Origin of the sequence: Paracoccus sp. PAR01, from assembly GCF_014851995.1 — a bacterium.
Classification (GTDB): Bacteria; Pseudomonadota; Alphaproteobacteria; order Rhodobacterales; family Rhodobacteraceae; genus Paracoccus; species Paracoccus litorisediminis.
In genome coordinates, this window is record NZ_JACVAW010000005.1 from 252,912 (window position 1) to 277,376 (window position 24,465).

At 64.7% G+C, this 24,465-nt stretch carries 17 protein-coding genes; 9 read left to right on the forward strand and 8 right to left on the reverse strand.

The window, feature by feature from the left end; translation table 11 throughout:
• Positions 1-163: 163 nt before the first annotated feature.
• A complete protein-coding gene (locus IB235_RS11435) occupies positions 164-1,363 on the forward strand; it encodes a glycosyltransferase family 87 protein (RefSeq protein ID WP_192336820.1) in 1,200 nt (399 codons plus the stop codon).
• 1 nt (position 1,364) lies between these two features.
• Here the strand turns inward: IB235_RS11435 and epmA are convergent, their stop codons facing one another.
• Positions 1,365-2,408: an EF-P lysine aminoacylase EpmA gene (gene epmA / locus IB235_RS11440; RefSeq protein ID WP_192336821.1), complete on the reverse strand. Its 1,044-nt coding sequence runs from the start codon at positions 2,406-2,408 to the stop codon at positions 1,365-1,367.
• 138 nt (positions 2,409-2,546) lie between these two features.
• On the opposite strand from epmA, the gene efp reads away from it, so the two are divergent.
• Positions 2,547-3,113 (forward strand): elongation factor P, encoded by a 567-nt coding sequence (gene efp, locus IB235_RS11445; protein WP_155040110.1) that lies wholly within the window; start codon positions 2,547-2,549, stop codon positions 3,111-3,113.
• Positions 3,114-3,161: 48 nt separating this feature from the next.
• Here the strand turns inward: efp and mprF are convergent, their stop codons facing one another.
• Positions 3,162-5,795 carry a bifunctional lysylphosphatidylglycerol flippase/synthetase MprF gene (gene mprF, locus IB235_RS11450; RefSeq protein WP_192336822.1) on the reverse strand — a complete coding sequence of 878 codons (2,634 nt, stop codon included), beginning with the start codon at positions 5,793-5,795 and terminating at the stop codon, positions 3,162-3,164.
• Between the two features lie 214 nt (positions 5,796-6,009).
• On the opposite strand from mprF, the gene IB235_RS11455 reads away from it, so the two are divergent.
• The 5 genes from IB235_RS11455 to IB235_RS11475 all read left to right on the forward strand — a co-directional run bounded on the left by IB235_RS11455 (position 6,010) and on the right by IB235_RS11475 (position 15,833).
• Entirely contained in the window at positions 6,010-7,179 is a 1,170-nt protein-coding gene (locus tag IB235_RS11455; RefSeq protein ID WP_225612231.1) for an HPP family protein, read from the forward strand.
• Positions 7,180-7,254: 75 nt separating this feature from the next.
• Positions 7,255-8,022 carry a 3-hydroxyacyl-CoA dehydrogenase gene (locus IB235_RS11460; RefSeq protein ID WP_192336823.1) on the forward strand — a complete coding sequence of 256 codons (768 nt, stop codon included), beginning with the start codon at positions 7,255-7,257 and terminating at the stop codon, positions 8,020-8,022.
• 28 nt (positions 8,023-8,050) lie between these two features.
• Entirely contained in the window at positions 8,051-9,238 is a 1,188-nt protein-coding gene (locus IB235_RS11465; RefSeq protein ID WP_192336824.1) for an acetyl-CoA C-acyltransferase, read from the forward strand.
• Between the two features lie 114 nt (positions 9,239-9,352).
• Positions 9,353-15,094: a DUF3320 domain-containing protein gene (locus tag IB235_RS11470; protein WP_192336825.1), complete on the forward strand. Its 5,742-nt coding sequence runs from the start codon at positions 9,353-9,355 to the stop codon at positions 15,092-15,094.
• A 97-nt stretch (positions 15,095-15,191) separates the two neighbouring features.
• Complete coding sequence (locus IB235_RS11475; protein WP_370576877.1) at positions 15,192-15,833, forward strand: RraA family protein; 642 nt, start codon at positions 15,192-15,194, stop codon at positions 15,831-15,833.
• Positions 15,834-15,946: 113 nt separating this feature from the next.
• On the opposite strand, the gene IB235_RS11480 is transcribed toward IB235_RS11475, so the two are convergent.
• The 5 genes from IB235_RS11480 to IB235_RS11500 form a co-directional block, all read right to left on the reverse strand.
• On the reverse strand, positions 15,947-16,870 hold the full coding sequence (locus tag IB235_RS11480) for an asparaginase (RefSeq protein ID WP_192336827.1): 924 nt from the start codon (positions 16,868-16,870) through the stop codon (positions 15,947-15,949).
• Positions 16,867-18,330, reverse strand: coding sequence for an amino acid permease (locus tag IB235_RS11485; protein ID WP_155040105.1), 1,464 nt, complete (start codon positions 18,328-18,330; stop codon positions 16,867-16,869). Before IB235_RS11485 ends, IB235_RS11480 begins: the two co-directional genes overlap by 4 nt.
• Positions 18,331-18,545: 215 nt before the next feature.
• Positions 18,546-19,745 carry a 3-oxoadipyl-CoA thiolase gene (gene pcaF / locus IB235_RS11490; protein WP_192336828.1) on the reverse strand — a complete coding sequence of 400 codons (1,200 nt, stop codon included), beginning with the start codon at positions 19,743-19,745 and terminating at the stop codon, positions 18,546-18,548.
• A gap of 1 nt (position 19,746) precedes the next feature.
• Entirely contained in the window at positions 19,747-20,415 is a 669-nt protein-coding gene (locus IB235_RS11495) for a 3-oxoacid CoA-transferase subunit B (RefSeq protein WP_192336829.1), read from the reverse strand.
• On the reverse strand, positions 20,412-21,146 hold the full coding sequence (locus tag IB235_RS11500; protein WP_192336830.1) for a 3-oxoacid CoA-transferase subunit A: 735 nt from the start codon (positions 21,144-21,146) through the stop codon (positions 20,412-20,414). The genes IB235_RS11495 and IB235_RS11500 overlap by 4 nt, the downstream gene beginning before the upstream one ends.
• Positions 21,147-21,270: 124 nt before the next feature.
• Here IB235_RS11500 and IB235_RS11505 point away from each other — a divergent pair, with 124 nt between their 5' ends.
• On the forward strand, positions 21,271-22,032 hold the full coding sequence (locus IB235_RS11505) for an IclR family transcriptional regulator (protein WP_192336831.1): 762 nt from the start codon (positions 21,271-21,273) through the stop codon (positions 22,030-22,032).
• On the opposite strand, the gene IB235_RS11510 is transcribed toward IB235_RS11505, so the two are convergent.
• Positions 22,029-22,511 (reverse strand): CYTH domain-containing protein, encoded by a 483-nt coding sequence (locus IB235_RS11510; RefSeq protein ID WP_192336832.1) that lies wholly within the window; start codon positions 22,509-22,511, stop codon positions 22,029-22,031. The two genes, IB235_RS11505 and IB235_RS11510, sit on opposite strands and share 4 nt — an antisense overlap.
• A gap of 367 nt (positions 22,512-22,878) precedes the next feature.
• On the opposite strand from IB235_RS11510, the gene IB235_RS11515 reads away from it, so the two are divergent.
• Positions 22,879-24,465, forward strand: coding sequence for an arylsulfatase (locus tag IB235_RS11515; protein ID WP_192336833.1), 1,587 nt, complete (start codon positions 22,879-22,881; stop codon positions 24,463-24,465).

Here is a 24,465-nt window from a genome sequence, read left to right on the forward strand (position 1 = left end):
TTCCAATGCCGTCAGCCGTTGTCCGATAGGCACAATGTGCGTCCGATGGCGTCAAAACGGGCGGACCTGTCCCTTCCGACAGTTGACGGCGGACTAAATTCCGCTCCTCCTGAAGCAGTGAAGGCGGACCAGAATTTATGCCTTTGGTTGCCGGGGAACGATTATGAGTTGGGTATCTGGTGCGGAAAAGGCGACTTTTCCCAAATATGCGCTGGCATTGCTGCTGCTGGGCGCGGTCTTCTTTGTCATTTTCGGGATCGTCGGGATCGGCCGCTCCGGCGAATTTGCCTTTGACATGCCATATTTATATGTCGCCGGAGACATCTGGGAAAAAGGCGCCTCGCCCTATTCCGCCGATCTGTTCAAGGAAGCCATGCGCGGCATCATGGGCACTGCCGATGGAAACTATGCCTATCCGCCGAACTCGTCCTATCTGAGCATGGCCTTTTCAGCGGGCAGCGTCGCGCAGGCCAAGCTGATGTCAGGGATTTTCAACACGCTGGCGCTGATCTGCATGATCGGCTTTGTCTGGTTGGGCTCCGAGCAATCCGACGATAGCGACGAATTCCGGCTGGGGAACGTGCTGATCGCGGGCGCGGTGATCCTGGGCAATCCCTTTGCGGCGCATGTCGCCTGGATGGGCCAGACCACATTGATTTCGGGGGCTTTCCTGCTGTTCAGCTGGTATTTCGCCGAGCGCAAAAGGGATGTTCTGGCCGGGCTTTTCCTAGCGCTGGGGGCGTTCAAGCCGCAGCTGGCGATTCTGGTCGGCTTCTGGTTCCTGCTGGACCGCCGTTGGGTGTTGCTGGCCTCGGCTGCCGGGGGGACGGTGCTGCTTTCGGCATGGCCGATGCTGACTTCGGGGCTGCAGGGCAGTTGGTTCAGCTGGCTCAAGGGGCTGCGGGAATATCAGGACACGGTCTATAATGTCGCCGGTTTCAAGCATCTGTTCGGCATTCGCAGCGGGCTTGCGAATTTCGGGGTCGAAACCCCGACGCTGGCCCCACTGGCCGTGCTGGGGGTGGTGGTTCTTTACCTGCAGCGCCGCGCCTATGAAAATTGCTGGCTGATCGGCGCGATCTTCTGCCTGACCTTCCTGTTCGTCTATGCCCATGACTATGACATCGCCCCGGCCACGATTCTGGCCTATCCGCTGGTGCGTGCCGCCCGAGGCAATGCGGCGCTGCTGGGCACCTTGGCGGTTCTTGCCTGTATCCTGTTCTTTCCCCAACGCATCTGGGAGGCCGTCGATCTGCCGCAATTCGCCCGCTCGCGCGAGGTGGCTTTGCTGCTGCTGCTGACGCTTTACCTGACGCTGTGCCGCGCGCCGGTCTGGAAGCGGGGCCTGTCCCGCTCCGCCTGAGTCAGGCGACCGGCGTCCACAGCACCTCGTCGATGCGCGGCGCGCCGGTTGCCAGCATGACCAGCCGGTCAAAGCCAAGTGCGCAGCCGGAAGCGGGCGGCATCTGGACAAGTGCGGTAAGGAAATCCTCATCCAGCGGGTAGGTTTCGCCGTAAACCCGCTGCTTTTCCTGCATTTCCATCTGAAAGCGGCGGCGTTGCTCGACGGGGTCGGTCAACTCGCCAAAGCCATTCGCCAATTCGACACCGCAGGCGTAAAGCTCGAACCGCTCGGCCTCGCGCGGGTCGTCCTTGGCCGGAACGGCAAGGGCTGCCTCGGCGGCGGGGTAGCGGTCAAGGATCAGCGGGCGGCCATGGCCCAGATGCGGCTCGACCTTTTCGACCAGAATGCCCGACAGCATGTCGGACCAGCCGTCAGCATCGCCGACGCGGATGCCTTGAGCACGCGCCTGCGCGCGCAGCGCTTCGGCATCGGTTTCCGCGCCGTCGCAGGTCGCCAGCAGGTCGATCCCGGCGAACCGGTCAAAGGCCTCGGCCACGCTCATCACCTCGGGGGTAGCGAAGGGATCGCAAGTGATGCCGCGATGTTGCAGCATTTCGGCCCCCGCGGCCTCGGCGGCGAGGCGCAGGTAATGCGCGCAGTCGTTGAACAACTCGCGGTAGTCGCCGCCCGCGCGATACCATTCCAGCATAGTGAATTCGGGATGATGCAGCGCGGTGCGCTCGCGGTTGCGCCAGACATGGCTGAAGGCAAAGATGCGTTCCTCGCCGGCGGCCAGCAGCTTCTTCATCGCGAATTCGGGGCTGGTATGCAGATACATCCGCTGCGACCCACCGTCATTGCCGATCAGGTCAGTGGCGAAGCCGTGCAGATGCGCCTCATTGCCGGGGCTGATCGCCAGCGCTGCCGGGTCGACCTCGATGAAATCCTGTGCGCCCAGCCAGTCGCGGATCGCGGCCTGCGTGCGATTGCGCGCCAGCAACAGCGGGCGGCGTTCGGCATGGCGGGCACGATCCCACCACGGGCTGGTTTCGGGGGTTTTCATCGCGAAGCCTCCTTCAGCGCAGGGAATGCGTGCTTGCGGCTGGCAATACGCCGCAGAAACCGCTATGGGGACCAGCATATTTGCCGGCCTGCCATGGTCGGCTTTCCCGGTATCTGAAAAGCACGCAAGGAACCACCCTTGAAAGTCATCGCTTCAAGCCTTCGCAAAGGCAATGTCGTCGAAATCGACGGCCGTCTGCATGTCGTCCTGACGGCGACCAACTTCCACCCCGGCAAGGGAACGCCGACCACGCAGGTCGACCTGCGCCGCATCGCCGACGGCAACAAGGTGTCGGAACGCTGGAAGACCACCGAGCAGGTTGAGCGCGCCCATGTCGATGAGCGTGAATACGACTATCTGTACGAAGACACCGAAGGCTACCATTTCATGGAGCCGGTCAGCTATGAGCAGGTCGTGGTCTCGCCCGACGTGATCGGCGACGACAAGGTTTTCCTTGAAGACGGCATCCGCGTCTTCCTGCAGGTCCATAACGGCGTTGTCATCGCGATCGAACTGCCGCAGCGCGTGACCGTCGAAGTCGCCGAGACCGAGCCGGTCGTCAAAGGCCAGACCGCCTCGTCCAGCTACAAGCCCGCTCTGGCCCATAACGGCGTGCGGATCATGGTTCCCCCGCATATCGGCGTCGGCACCAAGGTCATCATCAATACCGCCGACCTGACCTATGTCGAGCGGGCGAAAGCCTGATCTGACAGCGGATCGAATGGGAAAAGGGACGCCTCGGCGTCCCTTTTTTCATGTCTGCGGATCGTGGATGGCGCTGCCCGCGCCGGGTTGGCGGGCGATCAGCCGCGCCGCATCGGCCAAAGGCAGCAGCGGCGGCATCGAGGTCGGTGTCGCCAGATAATGCGGCGTCCAGTCCGGGTCGAACTTGTCCTTGAAGGCGCGCAGCCCCTCGAACTTGTAGAAGCTGCCGCCGTGGCGGAAGATCAGCGCCCCGAAACGGTCCCAGACCCGGCGTGAGCGGTTCGGGTCCAGACCGGCCAGCGGCGCCATTCCCAGTGAGAATGCCGGGTAGTTGCGTTCTTTCAGCGCCAACATCAGCGCGGTGAACATGAACTCCATCGTGCCGCTTGGTGCATTTATGCGATGCCGCATCAAATCGATCGAGGCGACCTCGTGCCGGTCTGTGGTCATGATATTGCCAAAGGCGACAATCCGGCCTTCCTGACGGACCAGTGCCAGGGCCCAGCGACCCAGCCAGTCGGGATCGAAGCGCCCGACCGAGAAGCCCTTTTCACGCGATTTCTTGGCATCCAGCCATTCGTCGGAAATGCCGCGCAATTCCTCGATCAGTTCCGGGTCATGCGGTGGCAGGGTGATGTCCAGCGTCAGCCCGTCGCGCCCGGCACGGGCATAGGTGGTACGCAGCCGCTTGCGGTCCGACCCTTCAAGCGTGAAGCGCTTCAGGTCGACCACCGCCTCTTCGCCCATCTTGTGCAACGTCATGCCCAGATCCAGCATCAAGGGCACGTCATTCGGGCCGACCTCATAGAAGATCGGGCGTGCCCCGGCACGGCGGGCGGCGTCGACAAAGCTGTAGGCGACCTCCTCGCAGGCTTCTTCGTCGCCGATGGGCGGGCCAAAGGCGATCCATGAGGATCCCGCGACCCCGAACATCAGGAAGGCCTGCTGATTGTCCGACAGCATCACCGCCTTGTCGCCGGTCAGCACGAAACCCGCATCGGGATTGACCCCGGCCATGGCGATGCGCCCGGCAATGGCCAGCGTCGCCTCGTCCGGCGTCTCGGGGCGGAAGCGTGGGGTGCGCAGCAGCAGGAACAGCGCCCCCAGCCCGACCATCAGCCCGGCCAGCAATGCCGCCCGCAGCGCGCGGGGCGCGCGTTCGTCGGTCGCGAATTGCCACCACAATTCGTTGGTATAGGGCGTTTCCTTATGGGCAAAGAACAGCACGAAGCCAAAGCCCGCGATGGCCGCCATCATCAGCGCGATCCAGCCCGGTGTCAGCGCGGAATGGGTCAGCAACGAGCGGCGGTGAAAAGCCCGCCGGAACGGCATCAGGATCGCCACGCCAAGGATCAGTGCGGTGGCCTGACCCGGCTCGACCCCCTCGATGATGGCGAAACCCGCGCCCGTCAGCATGGCGATGACCGTTAGCCAGAACGCCCCCAGACTGCGCCGCACGACGCCCAGAGACAGCACGATCAGCCCTGCGCCAAGCGCGCTGGTCAGCAGGATCGAGCCCTCGACAAAGGCCAGCGGAAAGAATGACTCGGCCAGCTCGGCCGCCTCGGTGATCGGTGGCAGCAGCGCCGAGACGCTCATCCACAGGCCCGAGCCAAAGACCATGACCGCCAGCAGCAGCGGCGCAAGCGGCGAGACCGCGCGCAATGCCGGTTCTATCGTGGACAGCGACCGGCCAAAGGCGGTGCGTGGCGCGCGGCTGCCCAAAAGCCGCCAGCCCTCGTACAGTGCCAGCATTACCAGCGCGATGGCGAAGGGCACGAAGTAATAGATCAGCCGGAACAGCAGCAGCGCCGCCGCGACGTTGTCGATGGGCACGTCGCGTGGCATGGCCGCGATGATGACGCTTTCAAAGACCCCGACCCCGCCGGGCACATGGCTGAGGACGCCCGCCATGGTCGCGGCGGCAAAGACGGCGGTGAACTTGGCAAAGCCCATACCGGCATCGGGCAGCAGCACGTAAAGCGTCATCGCCGAAAAGAAGATGTCGCCAATACAGATCAGCAGTTGTGAGCTGAGGATCGGCACGCCCGGCGCATGCAGGCTGAAACGGCCAATGCGTAGCTCTCGCCGGGTGATCCCGGCCCATAGCAAGGGCAGCGCCACACCAAGGATCGCGGCAATGGCCAGCAGGCGGATGGTGGTCTCGGGCAGGGGCAGCAGCGGCCCCAGCGCGCCGGGATGCATGGCCAGCGCCGCAAACCCGATCAGCGAGGCCCCGATCCCGAAGGATGCCGCCGTGAAGGTTGAGATCGCCGCGATGTCGTAGCCGTCAAGGCCAAGCCCGGAATAGACCCGCCAGCGCACCGCCCCGCCAGAAAGCGCCGAAAGCCCGATGGTATTGCCAAAGGCATAGGCCATCAGCCCGCCGGTCATGGCGACGGGCAGGGGCAGGGGCTTGCCGATATGGCGCAGTGCCGACCAGTCGTATCCGGCAAGGAACAGGTATCCGGCCATTGTCGTCATCAGCGCGATGCAGGTGACGTTCCATGGTGTCGCCTGCACCTGCTCGGCGACCTGATGGATGTTCACCTCGGCCAGCAGCCGGTTCAGCGCATAAAGCCCGGCACCGAACAGCAGGATCGCGACGATATAGGGAAGAAACTGCCGCCACAGGGCAGGGCGTTCGAGATCAACCTCGGTCTGGCTCGGCCCGGAGGACATATGCGAAGCGCTCACCTTTCAACAGCGTGGCCGGGTGCGCCGATGCGGGCCTCCGGTTTTCTCAGTTCCATAGTGCAGCCGAGCGCTGCGGGGAAGATGCCGCCTGATTTACGTGCCGCCCGGTTATTCGGCATGGGTTGCGATTTTTTCGGCAATGCGCCTATTACTGCGCCAATTCGACGCAGGCCAACGGGTCGCACCCAAAGGACAGGGAATGCAGAAGAACTCCGCCCAGATGGAACGCTTGCTGCGCGGGCTTGGTCCCGCCATCGGTCCGGGCGCACCGGTCGAGGCGATGCGCGCCGGGCTTGGCGCGCTGATCGGGCTGGCGGTGGCCGGACTGTTCCTGATGTCGCCCTTGGTCGATACGCGGTTGGGGCTGTACCTGATCGCGCCCTTTGGCGCGACCTCGGTGCTGGTCTTTGCCGTGCCGAACAGCCCGCTGGCGCAGCCTTGGTCGGCGCTGGTCGGCAACGCCAGCGCGGCGACGGTGGGCGTGTTGTGCTGCATGCTGATCCCCGATCCCGCATGGCGTATCGCGCTGGCCGTCGGGCTGGCCATCGTCCTGATGGTCCCGTTGCGCGCCATCCATCCCCCGGCCGGGGCGGTGGCGATGACCGCCGCGCAGAACCCCGAGGCCATCGCCAAGCTGGGCTTCGGCTTTGTCCTTGCCCCGGTTGCGGCGGGAACACTGATCCTGATCGTGGTCGCGATGCTCTATGCCCGCGCCACGGGCCGCCGCTATCCGTTCCGCCATTTCGAGGACCCAAGCCCGCATGGCACCGACGAACATGCCGCGCCCGAACGGCTGGGACTGAGCAAGGAAGACCTTGAAGAAATCCTGCGCCGCACCCGCCAGTCCCAGAACGTCGGTGTCGAGGACCTGTCTCGCCTGATCGGCGCGGCTGAACTTCAGGCGGCCAGCCACCATTTCGGCCCGCTGACGGCGGAATCGATCATGTCGCATGCGCTGGTCACTGTCGGCCCCGAGACGCCCTTGGGCGAGGTCGCAGAGCTGTTTCGCACGCATGGCTTCACCGCGATGCCCGTGGTCGAAGCGGGCGACAAGTTCCTTGGCATCATCTATCAGATAGACCTGATCCGTCTTGCGGGGCAGGACGCCTTCGGATCCGGGCAGAGCTTCGGGAGGTCGATGGCACGGCTGGTCCGTCGGGACCGCACGGCTCCGGTTCTTGCCGGTCAGGTGATGCGTCGCAATGTCCCGAATGGCCGGCCCGACAGCGGTGTCTCGGCGCTGCTGCCGCTGTTGGCGGGGGGCGGCTGCGATGCGGTTCCGATTCTCAGCCGTGGCCGCATCCGGGGCATCGTCACCCAGACCGACCTGCTGGCGGGGCTTGCCCGGCAAAACGCGCGGGTCGCCTGAACCCCCGCGAATTTCATTGCCTGCGGACCGCCTGCCGCTAGTCTTGCCCCGAAACGCAATGTCAGGGGAGGGATGATGCGGATCGAAGAGCGGGTGTTCCTGATCACTGGTGCCAGTTCGGGCCTTGGTGCAGCCGTAGCGCGGATGGCGGTCGAGGCCGGGGCCAAGGTGGTGCTGCTGGACATCAACAGCGTTGCGGGCCTGACTCTTTCGGAAGAGTTGGGCAGGGCCGCGCGCTTTGTGCGCACCGACGTGACCAGCGCCAGTGACGGTGCAGCGGCGATTGCGGCGGCGCTGGAGGCTTTCGGGCGGATCGACGTGGCGGTGAATTGCGCAGGCATCGCTCCGGGTGAAAGGATCGTCGGACGCGAGGGGCCGCATGATCTGGACAGTTTCGCCCGCGCCATCGGCATCAACCTGATCGGCACGTTCAACATGCTGCGGCTGGCAGCCGACGCCATGTCCCGCAATACGCCTCTGGAAGGCGGAGAGCGCGGGGTGATCGTCAATACCGCCTCGGTTGCGGCCTTTGACGGGCAGATCGGGCAGGCGGCCTATGCAGCGTCCAAGGGCGGAGTGGCGGCGATGACCCTGCCTGCCGCGCGTGAACTGGCCCGCCACGGCATCCGCGTCATGACCATTGCACCCGGCATCTTTGCCACGCCGATGATGGCCGGTCTGCCGCAGGATGTGCAGGACAGCCTTGGCGGAACCGTGCCCTTTCCGTCGCGCCTTGGCCAACCCGCCGAATATGCCGCGCTGGTGCGCCATATCGTCGAGAACCAGATGCTGAACGGCGAGGTCATCCGTCTGGACGGCGCATTGCGCATGGCCCCGAAATAAGATGGCCCCGAAATAAGGAGGAAGCGACATGGACAAGGACCCGATCGTCATCGTCGGCGCGGCCCGCACCCCGATGGGCGGATTTCAGGGCGATCTGGCCCCGGTCGATGCCGCCAGCCTTGGCGCGACCGCCATCGCGGCGGCACTGTCCGGCGCGGGTGTGTCGCCCAACGCCGTCGAGGAGATCATCATGGGCTGCGTCCTGCCCGCCGGTCAGGGACAGGCCCCGGCGCGGCAGGCGGCGCTGGCTGCCGGACTGCCGATGGGCGCGGGGGCGACGACCGTGAACAAGATGTGCGGCTCGGGGATGAAGGCCGCGATGCTGGGCCATGACCTGATCCTAGCGGGTTCCGCGGATGTCGTCGTCGCGGGCGGGATGGAGAGCATGTCGAACGCCCCCTACCTGCTGCCCAAGGCCCGCGCGGGCTACCGGATGGGTCATGGGCAGGTGCTGGATCACATGTTTCTGGACGGGCTTGAGGATGCCTATGACAAAGGCCGCCTGATGGGCACCTTTGCGGAAGACTGCGCCGAGGCCTATCAGTTCACGCGTGAGGCTCAGGACGCCTATGCGCTGACCTCGCTCAGCCGGGCGCAACAGGCGATTGCCGAAGGGCGTTTTCAGGCTGAGATCGCGCCGGTCCGCATCGCCGCCCGCAGCGGCGAGGTGCTGGTCAGCATCGACGAACAGCCCGGCAAGGCCCGGCCCGACAAGATCCCGACGCTGCGGCCCGCCTTTCGCGAAGGGGGCACGGTGACGGCGGCGAATTCGTCCTCGATCTCGGACGGGGCGGCGGCGCTGGTTCTGATGCGGGCATCCGAGGCTGAGCGCCGTGGATTGACGCCGCGCGCCCGCATCCTTGGCCATGCCACCCATGCCGACCGCCCGAACCTGTTCCCGACCGCCCCCATTGGCGCGATCCGCAAGCTGGCGGAACGCACTGGGTTGGATCTGGGCCAGATCGACCTGTTCGAGATCAATGAGGCCTTTGCCGTCGTCGCCATGGCCGCGATGCAGGATCTGGGCCTGGCCCATGAGGCGGTGAACATCCATGGCGGGGCCTGCGCGCTGGGGCATCCGATCGGGGCTTCGGGGGCGCGGGTCATGGTGACGCTGCTGGCGGCGTTGGAAAGCCATGATCTGGATCGCGGCATCGCCTCGCTTTGCATCGGCGGCGGCGAGGCGACGGCCATCGCGGTCGAGCGACTGCGCTGACGGGAACGGCGCGGCTTCGCGCAAACTGGAACATGGCGGGAACATTCGTTTGTGCATCCGCCGCCGAACCCCTATTCATGGTGAAAGGATTCAATCGACTATCAGACAGAATTGATGCAACAAGACCACGCGCTCGAGATTTCGGACATTTCCAACGAACCGGCGAAGCCTGCCCTGTCCCTGACCGTGGTGCTGCGCAAAAAGATCAATTTCGCTTCCTCGCAGAATGGCGTTTCAGTGCTGCGCAGCCTGCGGATCGCCAATCAAGGGCTGGTCGCTGCCAGTGATGTGAGCCTGCGGCTTAGCGCCAGCCCCGGCGTGTTGCGCGACCGTATCTGGCAGCTTGACCGTATCGCACCGGGGGCCGAGATCGCGCTGACCGATCTGGACACGCCGCTGGACCCGGCCATTCTGGGCGGTCTGGACGAGGCCGAGCTGGGCCATCTGGACTTCACCCTGACCCATGACGGCGAAACCGTCGCCGAACTGCGCGAGCCGATCGAATGTCTGGCCCGCGACGAATGGGGCGGGCTGGCCGAGATGGAGAACATCCTGGCCGCCTTTGTCTCGCCCAATCATCCGCAGGTGGCGCGGTTGCTGAAGGACGCCTCGCGCCTGCTAGAGGCCGCGGGCCATTCCGGCGCGATGGAGGGCTATCAGTCGAACGACCCCCAGCGTGTCTGGATGATCGCCGGGGCAATCTGGTCGGCGGCGACCGGGTTGGGGCTGACCTATGCCGTGCCGCCCGCGTCCTTTGAGCAGAACGGCCAGAAGGTCCGCGACCCCGAGCGCATTGCCTCCGAGGGGCTGGCGACCTGTCTTGACAGCTCACTGCTGCTGGCCGCCGCGTTTGAGGCTGCCGGGCTGAACACCGCGGTGCTGTTCTCGCAGGGGCATGCATGGGTGGGCGTCTGGCTGGTGCCGCGCGATTTCGGCCATATGCTGGAACCCGACGTGATCGCGGTGCGCAAGGCCGCCAGCCTGCGCGAGTTCGTGCCGCTGGAAACGACGCTGCTGACGCGTCGCCCCAGCGCAGGCTTTGAGGAAGCCGCGATGGCGGGTCGCGACCGCCTGTCCGAGGCGCATGAGACCGAATTCCTGCAAGCCATCGACATCAACCGCGCCCGTGCCGCCCGCATCCGCCCGCTGGCCAGCCACCGCGATGCGTCCGATGCCGACGCCACGCCTGATGCTGCCGCCCCCGCGGCACTGCCGCGCCCGCTGGATCTGGGACTGTTGCCCGGCGATCTGGACGAGCTTCCCGGCACCGCGCTTGGTCGGATCGAACGCTGGCAGCGCAAGCTTCTGGATCTGTCGCTGGGCAACAAGCTGCTGAACTTCCGCGAAACCAAGCTCAGCGTGCCGCTGCTTTGTCCCGATCTTGCCGGGCTCGAGGATGGCCTGTCGGGTGGCAAGCAATTCCGCCTGCTGGCCTTGAAGGACGAAAAGGCTGTTGCTGGCCGCGACCTGCCCGCCGATGAGGCGCGCCGGATCGAGGCCGAATTGGCGCAGGACGCGCTGGACAAGGGCCAGATCGCCGTGCCCTTGGGTGGCGACGACATGTTCGCCCGCCTGACCGAGCTTTACCGAAAATCCCGCAGCGACGTGCAGGAAGGCGGCACGAATACCCTGTTCCTTGCCGCCGGTTTCCTGCGCTGGAAACGCGCCGACAGCGACCCGCGCCATTACCGCGCGCCCCTGCTTCTGATGCCGGTGCGGCTGGATCGTCGCTCGGCCCAGTCGGAATTCCGCCTTGGCCAGATCGAGGACGAGGTGCGCATCAACGCCACGCTGCTTGAAATGCTCAAGCGCGATTTCGAACTGCGCATCCCCGAACTGGAGGGTGACCTGCCCCGCGACGAAAGCGGGCTGGACCTGAACCGTATTTTTGAGATCGTGCGCCACCGCGTTCGCGACGTGGCCGGGTTCGAACTGGTCGAGGAATGCGCGATCTCGACCTTCTCCTTCGCGAAATACCTAATGTGGAAGGATCTGGTCGACCGGGCGGACAACCTGCGCGAAAGCCCGCTGGTCCGCCATCTGCTGGACAGCCCGGCCGAGAGTTTTGCCGGCGCGCTGTCACCGATGCCCGAACCGTCCCGGATTGACCACACCCATGCGCCCGCCGACCTGCTGGCGCCGATGCCTGCCGACAGTTCGCAACTGGCGGCGGTAGTCGCGGCGGCCGAGGGGCGGGATTTCGTCCTGATCGGTCCGCCGGGGACCGGCAAAAGCCAGACCATCACCAATATCATTGCCGACCAGTTGGGCCGGGGCCGCACCGTGCTGTTCGTGGCCGAAAAGGCCGCTGCACTGGACGTGGTGCAGCGCCGGTTGGAGCGGCAGGGACTGGGCACGGCGGTGCTAGAACTGCATTCCAACAAGGCCGACCGCAAGGTAGTGCTGGGCCAGCTTGGCCGGTCATGGGACCGGGCCAGCGGCAGCGTTGGCCGCGAATGGGTCCGCGTGACCGAGGATCTGCGCCTGAGCCGCGACCAGTTGAATGCCTATGTCGCGGCGCTGCACGCGCCCGGTACGCAGGGTTTCAGCGTCTTTCAGGCGATTGGCCGGGCTGTTGGCGGCGATCAGCCCTTCACGCTGGCTTTTGCCAACAAGGACTGCCACGACGCCGACAGCTGGGAGCGGCTGTGCCAGCTGGCGCAGGAACTGGGCCAGCGTCGTGCGGTGGTGGCCGACCTTGATCCGACCGGCCCGCTGGCGCTGCTGGGCGCTGGGGACTGGTCCTATGGCTGGCAGGACGGTTTCCTTGCCGGGGCGCAGGCGCTGCGTGCGGCCTTGACCGAATTGCAGGACGCGCGCGGCGAATTGGCCCGCGCGATCGGGATGCCGGGGGCGAATGCCGCGCTCGACATCCTGCCCGCTGCCCGGCTTGACCGCCCGGCGGTTGAAATCGCAGCCCTCGACGATCTGCCCGGCTTGCGCGATGAGGCGCGCGAATTCGCAGGGATGCTTGATGCCTGCCGGGCCGAGCGTCGCGCGCTCTCGGCGACCTATCCGGACGAGACCATCGTGACCATGCCGCTTGAGGCGCTGGAAATGCATTGGCGCGAGGCGCAGACCAAGTTCTGGCCGCTCAGCGCCATGGCCCAGTCCAAGCTGCGCAAGCTGCTGCAGACCTATGCCTCGGTCGGTATGGCCGATCCGGCCCGCGACATCGCCGCCTTGCGTCGCTTGCAGCCGCTGCTGGCCCGGATCAAGACATCCCCGCTGTCGCGGCTTTCGGGATTTGCGGGCGAGGGTTCCGATCCCGCCAGCCTGACCCGTGCGCTGGACGAGGCCGCCGCCTATCTGGAACTTGAGCGCAAGCTGACGGCGGCCGGGTTGGATGACACGGCCCGGACCCTGCTGCGTCAACGGCTGGGTGCCGCCGATGGCGGCGAGGTCGCCCCCCATCTGCGCAGGCTGGCCGCCGCGCTAAACGGCGTTGCTGTTGCGAGGGCCGGATTCTCGGCGGCGGGCGGGCAACTGCCCGATGACGACGCGGCGTTGCGCAGCCTTCTGGACGGGATCGAGGCGGTTCGCGGGCGTTTCCCGGATTGGATGAAATGGCTGTCCTCGCGCCAGCGGGCCGAGGCCGCCGGGTTGTCGCCCTTGGTGCAGGCGCTGGAAAATGGCCAGATATCGGGCGATCCCGGTCAGGCTTTTGAGCGCGCTTATATGGCATGGTGGCTGCGGCTGGCGCTGGATGCCGCGCCCGAGTTGCGCGGCTTTGCACATTGGGAACATGACGCGCTGATCCGCCGCTTCCGCGAGCTGGATCAGGCCATGACCGATCTGGCCTCGGCCGAGGTCATGCGCCGTCTGGGAAATGACCTGCCCAGCCGCGACAGCGTGCCGCGACGTTCCGAACTGGGTACCCTGCGCCACCAGTTGGGTCTGCAGCGCCCGACAGCGGCCATCCGCAGCCTGATCGCGGAAATGCCGACGACCTTCCCGAAACTCGCCCCCTGCGTGCTGATGTCGCCGCTTTCTGTGGCGCAATATCTACCAGCGGGACAGGCGCAATTCGATCTGGTGATCTTTGACGAGGCCTCGCAGATCTCGACATGGGATGCGATCGGCGCCATCGCGCGGGGCAGGCAGGCGATCATCGTCGGCGATCCGAAACAGCTTCCGCCGACGAACTTCTTTGGCCGCAGCGATGAGGGTGACGATGCGGGCGAAACCCCGGAATATGAAAAGGACATGCCTTCGATCCTTGATGAGGTCGGCGCGGCGGGGATTCCGACGCATCGCCTGAACTGGCATTACCGCAGCCGGGACGAGGCGCTGATCGCCTTCTCGAACCACAATTATTACGGCGGCGGTTTGGTGACATTCCCCTCGCCCGAGGCTTCGGGTCAGGCGCTGCGCCTGCATCGGATCGATGGCATCTATGGCCGGGGGCAAGGCCGCACCAATCCCGAAGAGGCCCGCGCCATCGTCGCCATGATCCGTGCGCGGCTCAAGGAATGGCTGGCGCTGCCGGAATCTGAGCGTCCGACGCTGGGTGTCATCACCTTCAACAGTCAGCAGCAGGGCCTGATCCTTGATCTGCTCGATGCCGAACGGCAGGCCGATCCGGCGCTGGAATGGTTCTTTGCCGATGACCGTGAGGAACCGCTGATCGTCAAGAACCTTGAAAATATCCAAGGTGATGAGCGCGATGTGATGCTGTTTTCCGTGACCTTCGGGCCGGACCCGGCAGGGAAACTGTCGATGAGCTTCGGTGCGCTGAACAATGACGGTGGCGAGCGGCGTCTGAACGTCGCGGTGACGCGGGCGCGGGCCGAACTGCATGTCTTCAGCTCGGTCACTGCCGATCAGATCGATCTGACCCGGACCAAGGCGCGCGGCGTGCGCGACCTCAGGGCGTTTCTGGACTATGCCCAGCGGGGCGCGGTCGCGCTGGCGGGGCAGGACCTGGGCTCACTCGGCGGGGTGGATTCGCCGTTCGAGGCAGCAGTGCGCGATGCGCTGGCGCTGAAGGGTTGGGAATTGCACAGCCAGATCGGTGTCTCAGGCTTCCGCATCGATCTGGGCGTGAGGCATCCCGATCACGCGGGGGCATGGCTGGCGGGGATCGAATGCGACGGTGCCGCCTATCATAGCGCCGCGACCGCGCGCGACCGCGACCGCGTGCGGCAGGCGGTGCTGGAGGGGCTGGGCTGGAAGATCCTGCGGATCTGGTCGACCGACTGGTTCCGCAATCCGGCCGATACTGCCACGCGCATCCATACCGGGCTTGCCGCGCTGCTGGAGCAAGACCGCGCGCGTCGTGAGGTTGAGGCGTCGAAGCCCGTCGCCGAAGTTCCCGAACTCGACCTGCCCGAGCCCTCCAGCGAACCGGAAAGCTTCGCCGCCGCCGGTCCGGCTTTGGCCGGACAGCAGCCAGATGCCGACCGCTTCTTTGACGCCGACTATACCCCGGTATTGGCGGCATTGATCGAGGGGTTGCTGCTTCGCGAAGGACCGATGACCGAGGTGGTACTGGCCCGCCGCGTCGCGCAGGAACATGGCTGGCAGCGGACGGGGAACCGCATCCAGTCCCGTGTTGCCGAGTTGCATCTTCAGCTTGATGCCACGGATGAGGAAGGCACCCGCTTCTACTGGGTCAAGGGTACAACCAAGGATCGGGTGGCATATCGCGGGCTGTCCGGGCGCAATCTGCGCGAGATCTCGCGGGTCGAGATTGCCTCGGTCCATGATTTTCATGCCGACCGGATCGCGGCATCGGATGACCCGGTGCAGGAGCTGTCCCGCCACCTTGGCGTGGTGCGCCTGACCCAGGATGCCCGTGCTTATCTGCAAAGCTGTCTCGATTGGCTGGCGCCTGCGTCGGCGCAAGCAAGTTGAAAGCGCCCTTTCGCCAGCAGGTGGCGAAAGGGGCTTCAAGCTGCTCGCGATCCGGGCCACCTTGCCCGCGATTTGCCAGAAACCGGAGGAGCAGGTGGTGAGCATCGCGGCTGAGAGTGCTGAATTTCCGCAGGATCTGATCGAGCGCTGGCGGCGTATCCCGGTCCCGGTGATTGTCGATCTGGCGGCCGAGTGTCAGATCGACATCGCCATCCGTCCGCTTTGCTCCGCTGGCCGGCAGCCCGCCTTGTTTGGACGGGCGGTCACCGCGCGCTGTGCTGCGCCGGATTTTGGCCCGGTTTTGCGGGCGATTGGTCTGATCTCGGCGGGCGAGGTTCTGGTGATCGACGCGGCCGGTGTTGCGGAATGGGCGATGATCGGGGATGTGCTGGGCGGTCACCTGCACCGTATCGGCGTGGCTGGGATCGTCTGTGATGGTGCGGTCCGCGATACCGGCGCGCTGGCCGAAATGACGGGCCTGTCGGTCTATGCCCGGCATATCAATCCGCGCGGACCGATCGGGGCCGCAGGAACCGAGGTCAATGTCTCGGTGACCATCGGTGGTTGCCCGGTCAGTTCTGGCGACCTGATCATCGGCGATGATGACGGTTTGGCTGCGCTGACCCCGGCGCAGGCTGCGGCGCTGATTGACCGGGCTGAAGCAAAACTGGTGCTGGAGGCCGAATGGAACCGGCGCTTGGCCTCAGATGAGCCGATCGGACAGATCTTCGGATTGTAGGGGTGGTGCCGGGGGCTCTGCCCCCGCCCGCCCGGCCCCTCGACGGGGCCGGGCGGGCGTCCCCCGGGATATTTAAGCAAGAAAGAAGCTGCGGAGGGCCCGGCTGCTTGTGGTCAGGCGAAAGCCTGCGCGATCTGGTCCGACGATGCGCCATTGGCGATCAGCGCGGCCAGCAGGATGCGGGCCTGTCCGGGGCGCAGAAGCCGGGAATGGATCGCCCCTGCGGCTTGCAGATCGTGACCGCCACCGCCGCCGCCATAGCTGGGGGTAAGCACTCCTTCCGGGACACGGCTTGAGGTGACGACGGGCACAGCTGCGGCAAGGGCGCGCGTGACGCCCGCCACGATCTGGGGTGTGGCATTGCCGGAACCCAGCGCCACCAGGACGATGCCCTGCGCACCCGCAGCTAAGCTTGCGTCCAGATGTACCGCGTCAGCACCCGGATGAACGGCGATCAGGTCGATGCGCAACCCGCCAATCGGTGCGGGCAGAGGCGGAAGTTCGGGGTCAGCCGTTCCGGCCAGGGCAAAGGCGTCAGCACGGTCGGTGCCTGCCTTGTAAAGCCCCCAGACCGGCAGCACCTGTCCGCCAAAGGCCAACCGAACGCCATTGCCGGACAGCGCCAATTGCACGGCGTGCGCAAGATTTGCGGGCCCGTCGGGTGCGGTGCTGTCGGCCGAGAATTGTGCCCCGGTAAAGACAACGGGTTTTTGCGCATGGTGCTGCAGCCGCACCAGAAGCGCGGTTTCCTCCATCGCGTCGGTCCCGTGCAGGATGACGACGCCGGCAATGTCGGGGTCTGCCAGCTGTAGGCCGACCTCGTCGCTGATGCCTTGCATGTCGGCAAGGGTGAGGGTCGAGGAATCCTTGGCCAGCAGCTCGACCGCGCGCAGACGCAGGGGCAGGGGGGGCAGCAGGTCCAGCAGATCCTGCCCGGTCAGGGCAGGGCTGGCCGCGCCCTCGGCGCCCTTGCGGCTGGCAATGGTTCCCCCCGTCGCGATGACCGCGACGAGTGGCAATTTTTGCGGGCTTGTCAAAGCCGGAACTCCGTTTCTCCATGTGCGCGGGAAATGGCATGGATGCGGTCGCGCGACATATGCCAACCTATGATCAGAGCGGGGACGATGACCAGCAGCGACGCGACGGTCCAGGTCCCGATCGGATAATCAAAGGCCATCAGCACCACCACGCCCAGCAGGAAGGCCAGGGTCAGGATGCCGGTGAAGGGCGCGCCGAACATGCGGAAATCGGGGCGCTGGATCTTGCCCTGCCGCGACAGATGCCACAGCTTCAGTTGGCACAGCACGATGACGCCCCATGCCGTGATGATGCCGAGCGCCGCGACATTCATCGCGATCTCGAAGGCGGCATCGGGCACAAGGCCGTTCATGACCACGCCCAGCACGGTCACGGCGGCGGTCACCGCGATGCCCATATAGGGCACGCCCTGACGGTTCATGCGACCCAGAACTGCTGGGGCCGAGCCGGAAACCGCCATCGAGTGCAGGATACGCCCGGTCGAATACAGGCCCGCGTTCAGCGAGGACAGCACCGCCGTCAGCACCACCAGGTTCATGATGATGTCCGCGCCCTCGACGCCGATCGCGCCGAAGAAGGTGACGAAGGGGCTCTCGCCCGATTTATAGGCGGTATAGGGCAGCAGCAGCGACAGCAGCAGGACCGAGCCGACATAGAACACGACAAGGCGCAGCACGACGGTACGGATGGCGCGGGGCATGACCTCGCGCGGGTCCTCAGTCTCGCCCGCCGCAGTGCCGATCAGCTCGACCGAGGCATAGGCGAAGACCACGCCCTGGATCACCAGCATCGCGGGCAGGATGCCATGCGGGAACATTCCGCCGCCTTCCGAGATCAGATGCAGCCCCGGAACATGGCCTGCGACCGGCGTGCCGGTCAGCACGAACCAGATGCCGACGCAAAGGAAGGTGACCAGCGACAGTACCTTGATCAGGCTGAACCAGAACTCAAGCTCACCGAAAACCTTGACCGAAAGCATGTTCATCGCCAGCACGATGACCAGCGCGCCCAAGGCAAAGACCCATTGGTCGATCCCGGCCATCCACGGCACATAGGCCTTGAAGAAATTCATGTAGACCGCAACGGCGGTGACATCCGCGACCGAGGTCATGGCCCAGTTCAGCCAATACATCCAGCCAGCGGCGAAGGCGAGCTTCTCGCCGTAGAACTCGCGGGCATAGGACACGAATGACCCCGAACTGGGCCGGTGCATGATCAGCTCGCCCAAGGCGCGCAACACGAGGAACGCGAAAAAGCCGCACAGGGCATAGACAAGGACCAGAGAGGGGCCAGCCGTGGCCAGACGCCCGCCTGCACCAAGGAAAAGGCCGGTGCCGATGGCGCCGCCGATGGCGATCATCTGGATTTGCCTCGGCTTCAGCTCCTTGTGAAAGCCGGCCTCCTCCTCGCGGTAGACATGCCCTTCCGAGGGCGTTGGATTGTCACTGGATGCTGACATCTTGAACTTGTTCCTTCCTCCTTCGGCGCGGGACACGCTTGGTCCCGGCCGCACCACCTTGGATCTGAAAAGCTGTCTGACAGATTGCGGCGTGTTAGGGGCATGATCACTTTGCCGTCAAGAAAAAACACGCAGCGATCCGTGCAAGGATGGCTGCGTGTCTTGTGATCACGAAAGGTATGGGGGCCAGAAGACCGCCTGCGCAGACGTGTGCGTCAGACCCGCTCCAGTGCGATGGCAATACCTTGGCCTACACCAATGCACATCGTCGAAAGCGAGCGTTTCCCGCCGGTTATCTGCAACTCCTGAGCTGCCGTTCCCGTGATGCGCGCGCCTGACATACCCAAAGGATGTCCCAGCGCGATAGCGCCACCATTGCGGTTCACGCGCGGGTCGTCATCGGCAATGCCAAGCTGGCGCAAAGTCGCCAGACCTTGGGCGGCAAAGGCCTCGTTCAGCTCGATCACGTCGAAATCGGCCTGAGTCAGCCCCAGTCGCGCCATCAGCTTCTGCGATGCGGGGGCCGGACCGATTCCCATGATGCGTGGCGGAACCCCCGCCGTGGCCCCGCCCAGAATCCGGGCGATGGGGGTCAGGCCGTATTTCCGCACCGCCGCTTCCGAGGCAAGGATCAGCGCCGCCGCCCCGTCATTCACGCCCGAGGCATTGCCCGCCGTGACCGAACCGCCCTCGAACAGGGGCTTTAGCTTGGCCAGCGTCTCCAGGGTGGTGGCGCGGGGGTGCTCGTCGCGGTCCACCACGACAGGATCGCCCTTGCGCTGGGGGATGGTCACCGGGGTGATTTCCTGCGCCAGCCGTCCATTGGCCTGAGCGCCCGCAGCCTTGGCCTGCGAGGCCAGCGCCATCGCGTCCTGATCCTCGCGCGAGATGCCAAAATCATCGGCGACGTTTTGCCCGGTCTGGGGCATGGAATCGACGCCATATTGCTTTTTCATCAGCGGGTTGACGAAACGCCAGCCGATGGTGGTGTCGTGGATCTCCGCATGGCGGCTGAACGCCGTCTCGGCCTTGGGCATGACAAAGGGCGCGCGCGACATCGACTCGACCCCGCCCGCGATCATCAGCTCGGCCTCGCCTGCCTTGATCGCGCGGGCGGCGGCAAGGATTGCATCCATGCCCGAGCCGCAAAGCCGGTTGATTGTCGTCCCCGAGACCTCGATGGGCAGGCCCGCTAGCAGCGCCGACATCCGGGCGACGTTGCGGTTATCCTCGCCCGCCTGATTGGCGCAGCCATAGATCACGTCATCGACGGCGGCCCAATTGACCGATGGGTTACGCTCCATCAACGCGCGTAGCGGGATCGCGCCCAGATCATCGGCCCGGACCGCGGACAGCGCGCCGCCGAACCGGCCGATGGGGGTACGGATATAGTCGCAGATAAAGACTTCGGTCATCTCAAAGCTCCGGCACGATCAGGTCGGCCACGTCGCCGTCCAGATGCAGGGTCGCGCCCGTCAGGGATTGCAATTCGTCAAAGGACAGGCCCGCCAGCTTTTCGCGCAGTACGAAATGACCGTCCTGAATGTCCACCACCGCCAGCGAGGTATAGACGCGGGTGACGCAGCCCACCCCGGTCAGCGGCAGCGCGCATTTCTGCACCAGCTTCGGCTTGCCGTCCTTGGTCACATGCTCGGTGATGACGGCCACGCGTTTCGCGCCATGGACCAGATCCATTGCGCCGCCGACGGCGGGAACGCCCTTGGGACCGGTGGACCAATTCGCCAGATCGCCGTTTTCCGCGACCTCATAGGCACCAAGGATCGCGACATCCAAATGCCCGCCGCGCACCATCGCAAAGCTGTCGGCATGGTGGAAAAACGCCGTGCCGGGCTTCAGCGTCACCGCTTTTTTCCCCGCGTTGATCAGGTCCCAGTCCTCGGTGCCCGGCGCAGGGGCCTCGCCAAAGCCGAGGATGCCGTTTTCGGTGTGAAAGATCGCCTGACGGCCCGGAGGCTGGAATTTCGCCACCATCTCGGGGAAGCCGATGCCAAGGTTGACATAGGCGCCATCGTCAATGTCCTGCGCCGCGCGCCATGCGATCTGGGTCGAGGTCAGTTTGGTCATTGGACAGGCTCCGGATAGACGGCATTGGCGCGGTTCAGGTCTTCTTCCTGCGCGGGGTTCGCGACCTCGACGAGGCCTTGGACGAAGATGCCGGGGGTGATGACGGTTTCCGGGTCGATGGTGCCCGGCTCGACCAGTTGGCTGACCTGCACAATGGCGGTTTTCGCGGCCATGCACATCAGCGGGCCGAAGTTCCGCGCCGCCATGCGATAGGTGAGGTTCCCCAAGCGGTCGCCCATGTCGGCCTTGACCAGCGCGTAGTCGGCCTTGAGCCAGCGTTCCTGCACGTAAGGACGCCCCTCGAATTCCTCGACCTTCTTACCCTTGGCCAGATCGGTGCCGTAGCTGGTGGGGGTGTAGAAGGCCGGAATGCCTGCGCCGCCCGCGCGGATACGCTCGGCCAAGGTACCCTGCGGGACCAGTTCCAGCTCGATCTTTCCGGCCAGATACAGATCGGTGAAGACGCGCGGATCGGCGGAACGCGGGAAGGAACAGATCAGCTTGGCGACCATGCCCTGTTCGATCAGCGCGGCCAGCCCGACGTGACCATTGCCCGCGTTGTTGTTGACCACCGTCAGGTTTTTCGGGTGGCCGGTCGCGGTATGGCGGTCGATCAGCGCGTGGATCAGCTCGATCGGTGCGCCCGAGCCGCCAAAGCCGCCGATCATCACTGTCATGCCGTCTTCGATCCCCCCCACGGCGGCGGCCAGATCGGGAAGCGTCTTGTCCATGCATCCTCCTTTGCGGGCGAAAACCGCAAGCTTCTGGTGGTGGATTACACAAATCATGGCTCTTCCGTCTATGCGGTTTGTGCGATATGCTGCATTTGTTGACATATCGCACATGGGGCCGAACATGAGCATCAATGAACGCGACATCATGGGCGGTCTGGCCAAGGGGCTGAGCGTGATCGAGACCTTCACCGCCGAGCATCCGCGCCAGTCCATCACCGAGGTTGCTGTGGCCTCGGGGCTGGACAGGGCGACGGCGCGGCGCTGCCTGCTGACCTTGGCGCATCACGGCTACGCCGATTACGACGGCAAGTTCTTTACCCTGACCCCGCGCATCCTGCGGCTGGGCACGGCCTGTCTGGCGACGATGCCCTTGCCGCAGATCGTGCAGCCCAATCTGGATCGCCTGTCCGAAGAGATCGGCGAAAGCTCATCCGTTTCGGTGCTGGACGGGGCCGAAATCGTCTATGTCGCCCGCGCGGCGCAGCGCCGGGTCATGTCCATCGCGCTGATGCCGGGGTCGCGCCTGCCGGCATGGTGCACCTCGATGGGGCGGGTGATGCTGGCGGCGCTGCCCGATGCCGAGCTGGACGCGATCCTTGCGCTGGCACCGTTTCCGGCGCGCACCACGCATACGCTGACCAGCGCCGAGGCCCTGCGCGAAGAATTGCAGCGCGTCCGCCGCGACGGCCACGCGGTCATTGATCAGGAGGTCGAGATCGGGTTGCGCTCGATTGCGGTGCCGCTTCTGAACGCGCGGGGACGGGTGGTGGCGGCGGTGAATGTCGGGCTGTCGGCCAGCCATGCCTCGGTGGATGATCTGCGCGCCCGCTTCCTGCCACATCTGCTGCGGCTGCAGGCCGATCTGCGCGGGCTGCTGGGCTAGGCCGATTCCGCCGCCAGCGCGTTGCGCCGGTCGATCAGCATGTTGATCTTGCGATAGCGGTCATCGCCGGTGACTTCGCGGCCCAGCCAGTCGGGGGGCTGGATCGGCATATCCTCAAAGGGCAATTGGACCTCGGCGATCAACACGCCCGCGAGAATCCCGAAATATTCGTCGATGACCCAATCCAGTCCGGCATGGTGGATGTGGTGGCGGGTCTTTTCCAGCACGTCGCCGCCACAATGGTCGCGCAGCATCGCTTCGGCATCGGCGGGCGGAATATCGTATTCGAACTCGTCGCGGCTCAGGCCGTTGCGGCGACCCTTGACCGTGATCGTCGCCCTTTGGTCATAGAAACGGACACGGATCTTGCGACCTTCGCAGGCCGCCACCAGCCCGTCGCGGATCTGCACCCGATGGGTCACGGCCTTGCGCCAATCGTCATTGGCGATCAGGAATTTCCGCTCGATCTCTTTGGGCATGACCAGCTCGCTGGGGGTTCCGGGCGCTGGAAACCACGGATCACGTCAAGGTGCAAGGCCGCACGACGTTGCGGCCAAAATGCTGCGACGCAGTGGAATTTATCAATTTCCTCATGACTTGCGCGCAGAAACTTGACCGTTTGTTAATTCGGATACAACCTGCGCTCATCCCGGAAGACTGCGGGCAACTTGGAATCGTCATGGAGGAAAGGTTGGCAAGGTGCGGATCACGATTCTTCCGACCCAGCATTGCAAGACGTCCCGTCCTTCAAATCCCCTGTTCCGGTGATCAACGCGCTCTTTGAGCATATTCGATAAATACCAAACTAGACTGATCGAGCTGTTTCGCTCACAAGGAGAAACGACCATGCTTCGACTGCTAGGCTGCACCCTTGCGACCGTGATGGTGGCAGGGTTTGCTATGGCCCAGGAAACGCCACCAGCCGCGCCCGCGGCGGGCGAGGCGGGGGCCAAGCCCAACATCCTTGTCATCTTTGGCGACGATATCGGGCAGGGCAACATCTCGGCCTATACCAAGGGCCTGATGGGCTACACGACGCCCAATATCGACCGCATCGCCAATGAGGGGATGATCTTTACCGACTACTATGCCGAGCAAAGCTGCACGGCGGGTCGTTCGACCTTCATTACCGGTCAGTCGACGTTCCGTACGGGCCTGTCCAAGGTGGGCATGCCCGGTGCCAATGCCGGATTGCAGGCCTCGGATGCAACCATTGCATCCGCACTGAAGGATCAGGGCTATGCGACCGGGCAATTCGGCAAGAACCACATGGGCGACAGGGATGAGTTCCTGCCAACGGCGCATGGTTTCGACGAATTCTTCGGCAACCTCTATCACCTGAACGCCGAGGAAGAGCCCGAGGATCGCAACTATCCGCAGGACCCGGCCTTCCGTGAGAAATGGGGTCCGCGCGGCGTGATCAAGTCCTCGGCCGACGGTAAGATCGAGGATACCGGCCCGCTGACCCGCAAGCGGATGGAGACGATCGACGACGAAACCTCGGCCGCCGCGATCGACTTCATGAAGCGTCAGGTGGATGCCAAGAAGCCGTTCTTCACTTGGATGAACACCACACGGATGCACTTCCGCACCCATGTGCGCGACGAACATCGCAGCCCTCCGGGCGTGACCGCCCTGACCGAATATGCCGATGGCATGATCGAGCATGACAACGTCATCGGCACGCTGCTCAAGGCGGTTGATGATCTGGGCATCGCCGACAACACCATTGTCGTCTACACGACCGACAACGGTCCGCACCAGAACTCGTGGCCCGATGCCGGTACCACCCCCTTCCGCAGCGAGAAGAACACGAACTGGGAAGGTGCCTTCCGCGTGCCTGCGATGATTCGCTGGCCCGGTCACATCAAGCCGGATTCGATCGCCACGGACATCTTCTCGGGTCTCGACTGGATGCCGACGCTGATGGCCGCTGCTGGCGATACCGACATCAAGGATCGCCTGCTGGCCGGAACCACGATCAACGGCAAGCAATACAAAAACCATCTGGATGGCTACAACCAGTTGCCCTACCTGACCGGCGAACAGCCTGAAGGTGCGCGCAACGAGTTCTTCTACTTCAACGATGACGGCGAAGTGGTTGGATTGCGTTACGAAAACTGGAAGTTCGTCTTCGCCGAACAGCGCGCCAAGGGCACCGCGGAAGTCTGGGCCGAGCCCTTCACCAAGCTGCGTTTGCCGAAACTGTTCGATCTGCGTGCCGACCCTTATGAACGGGCCGACATCACCTCGAACACCTATTGGGATTGGTTGATGACCCATTCCTATCTGATGGGGCCGGCGAGCGCCGAAGTGGGTAAATTCCTGCAGACCTTCAAGGAATTCCCGCCTGCGCAACGGCCGGACAGCTTCTCGATCGATCAGGTTCAGGCCGATATCAACAAGGCGCTCGAGAGCATGGGCGGTCAGTGA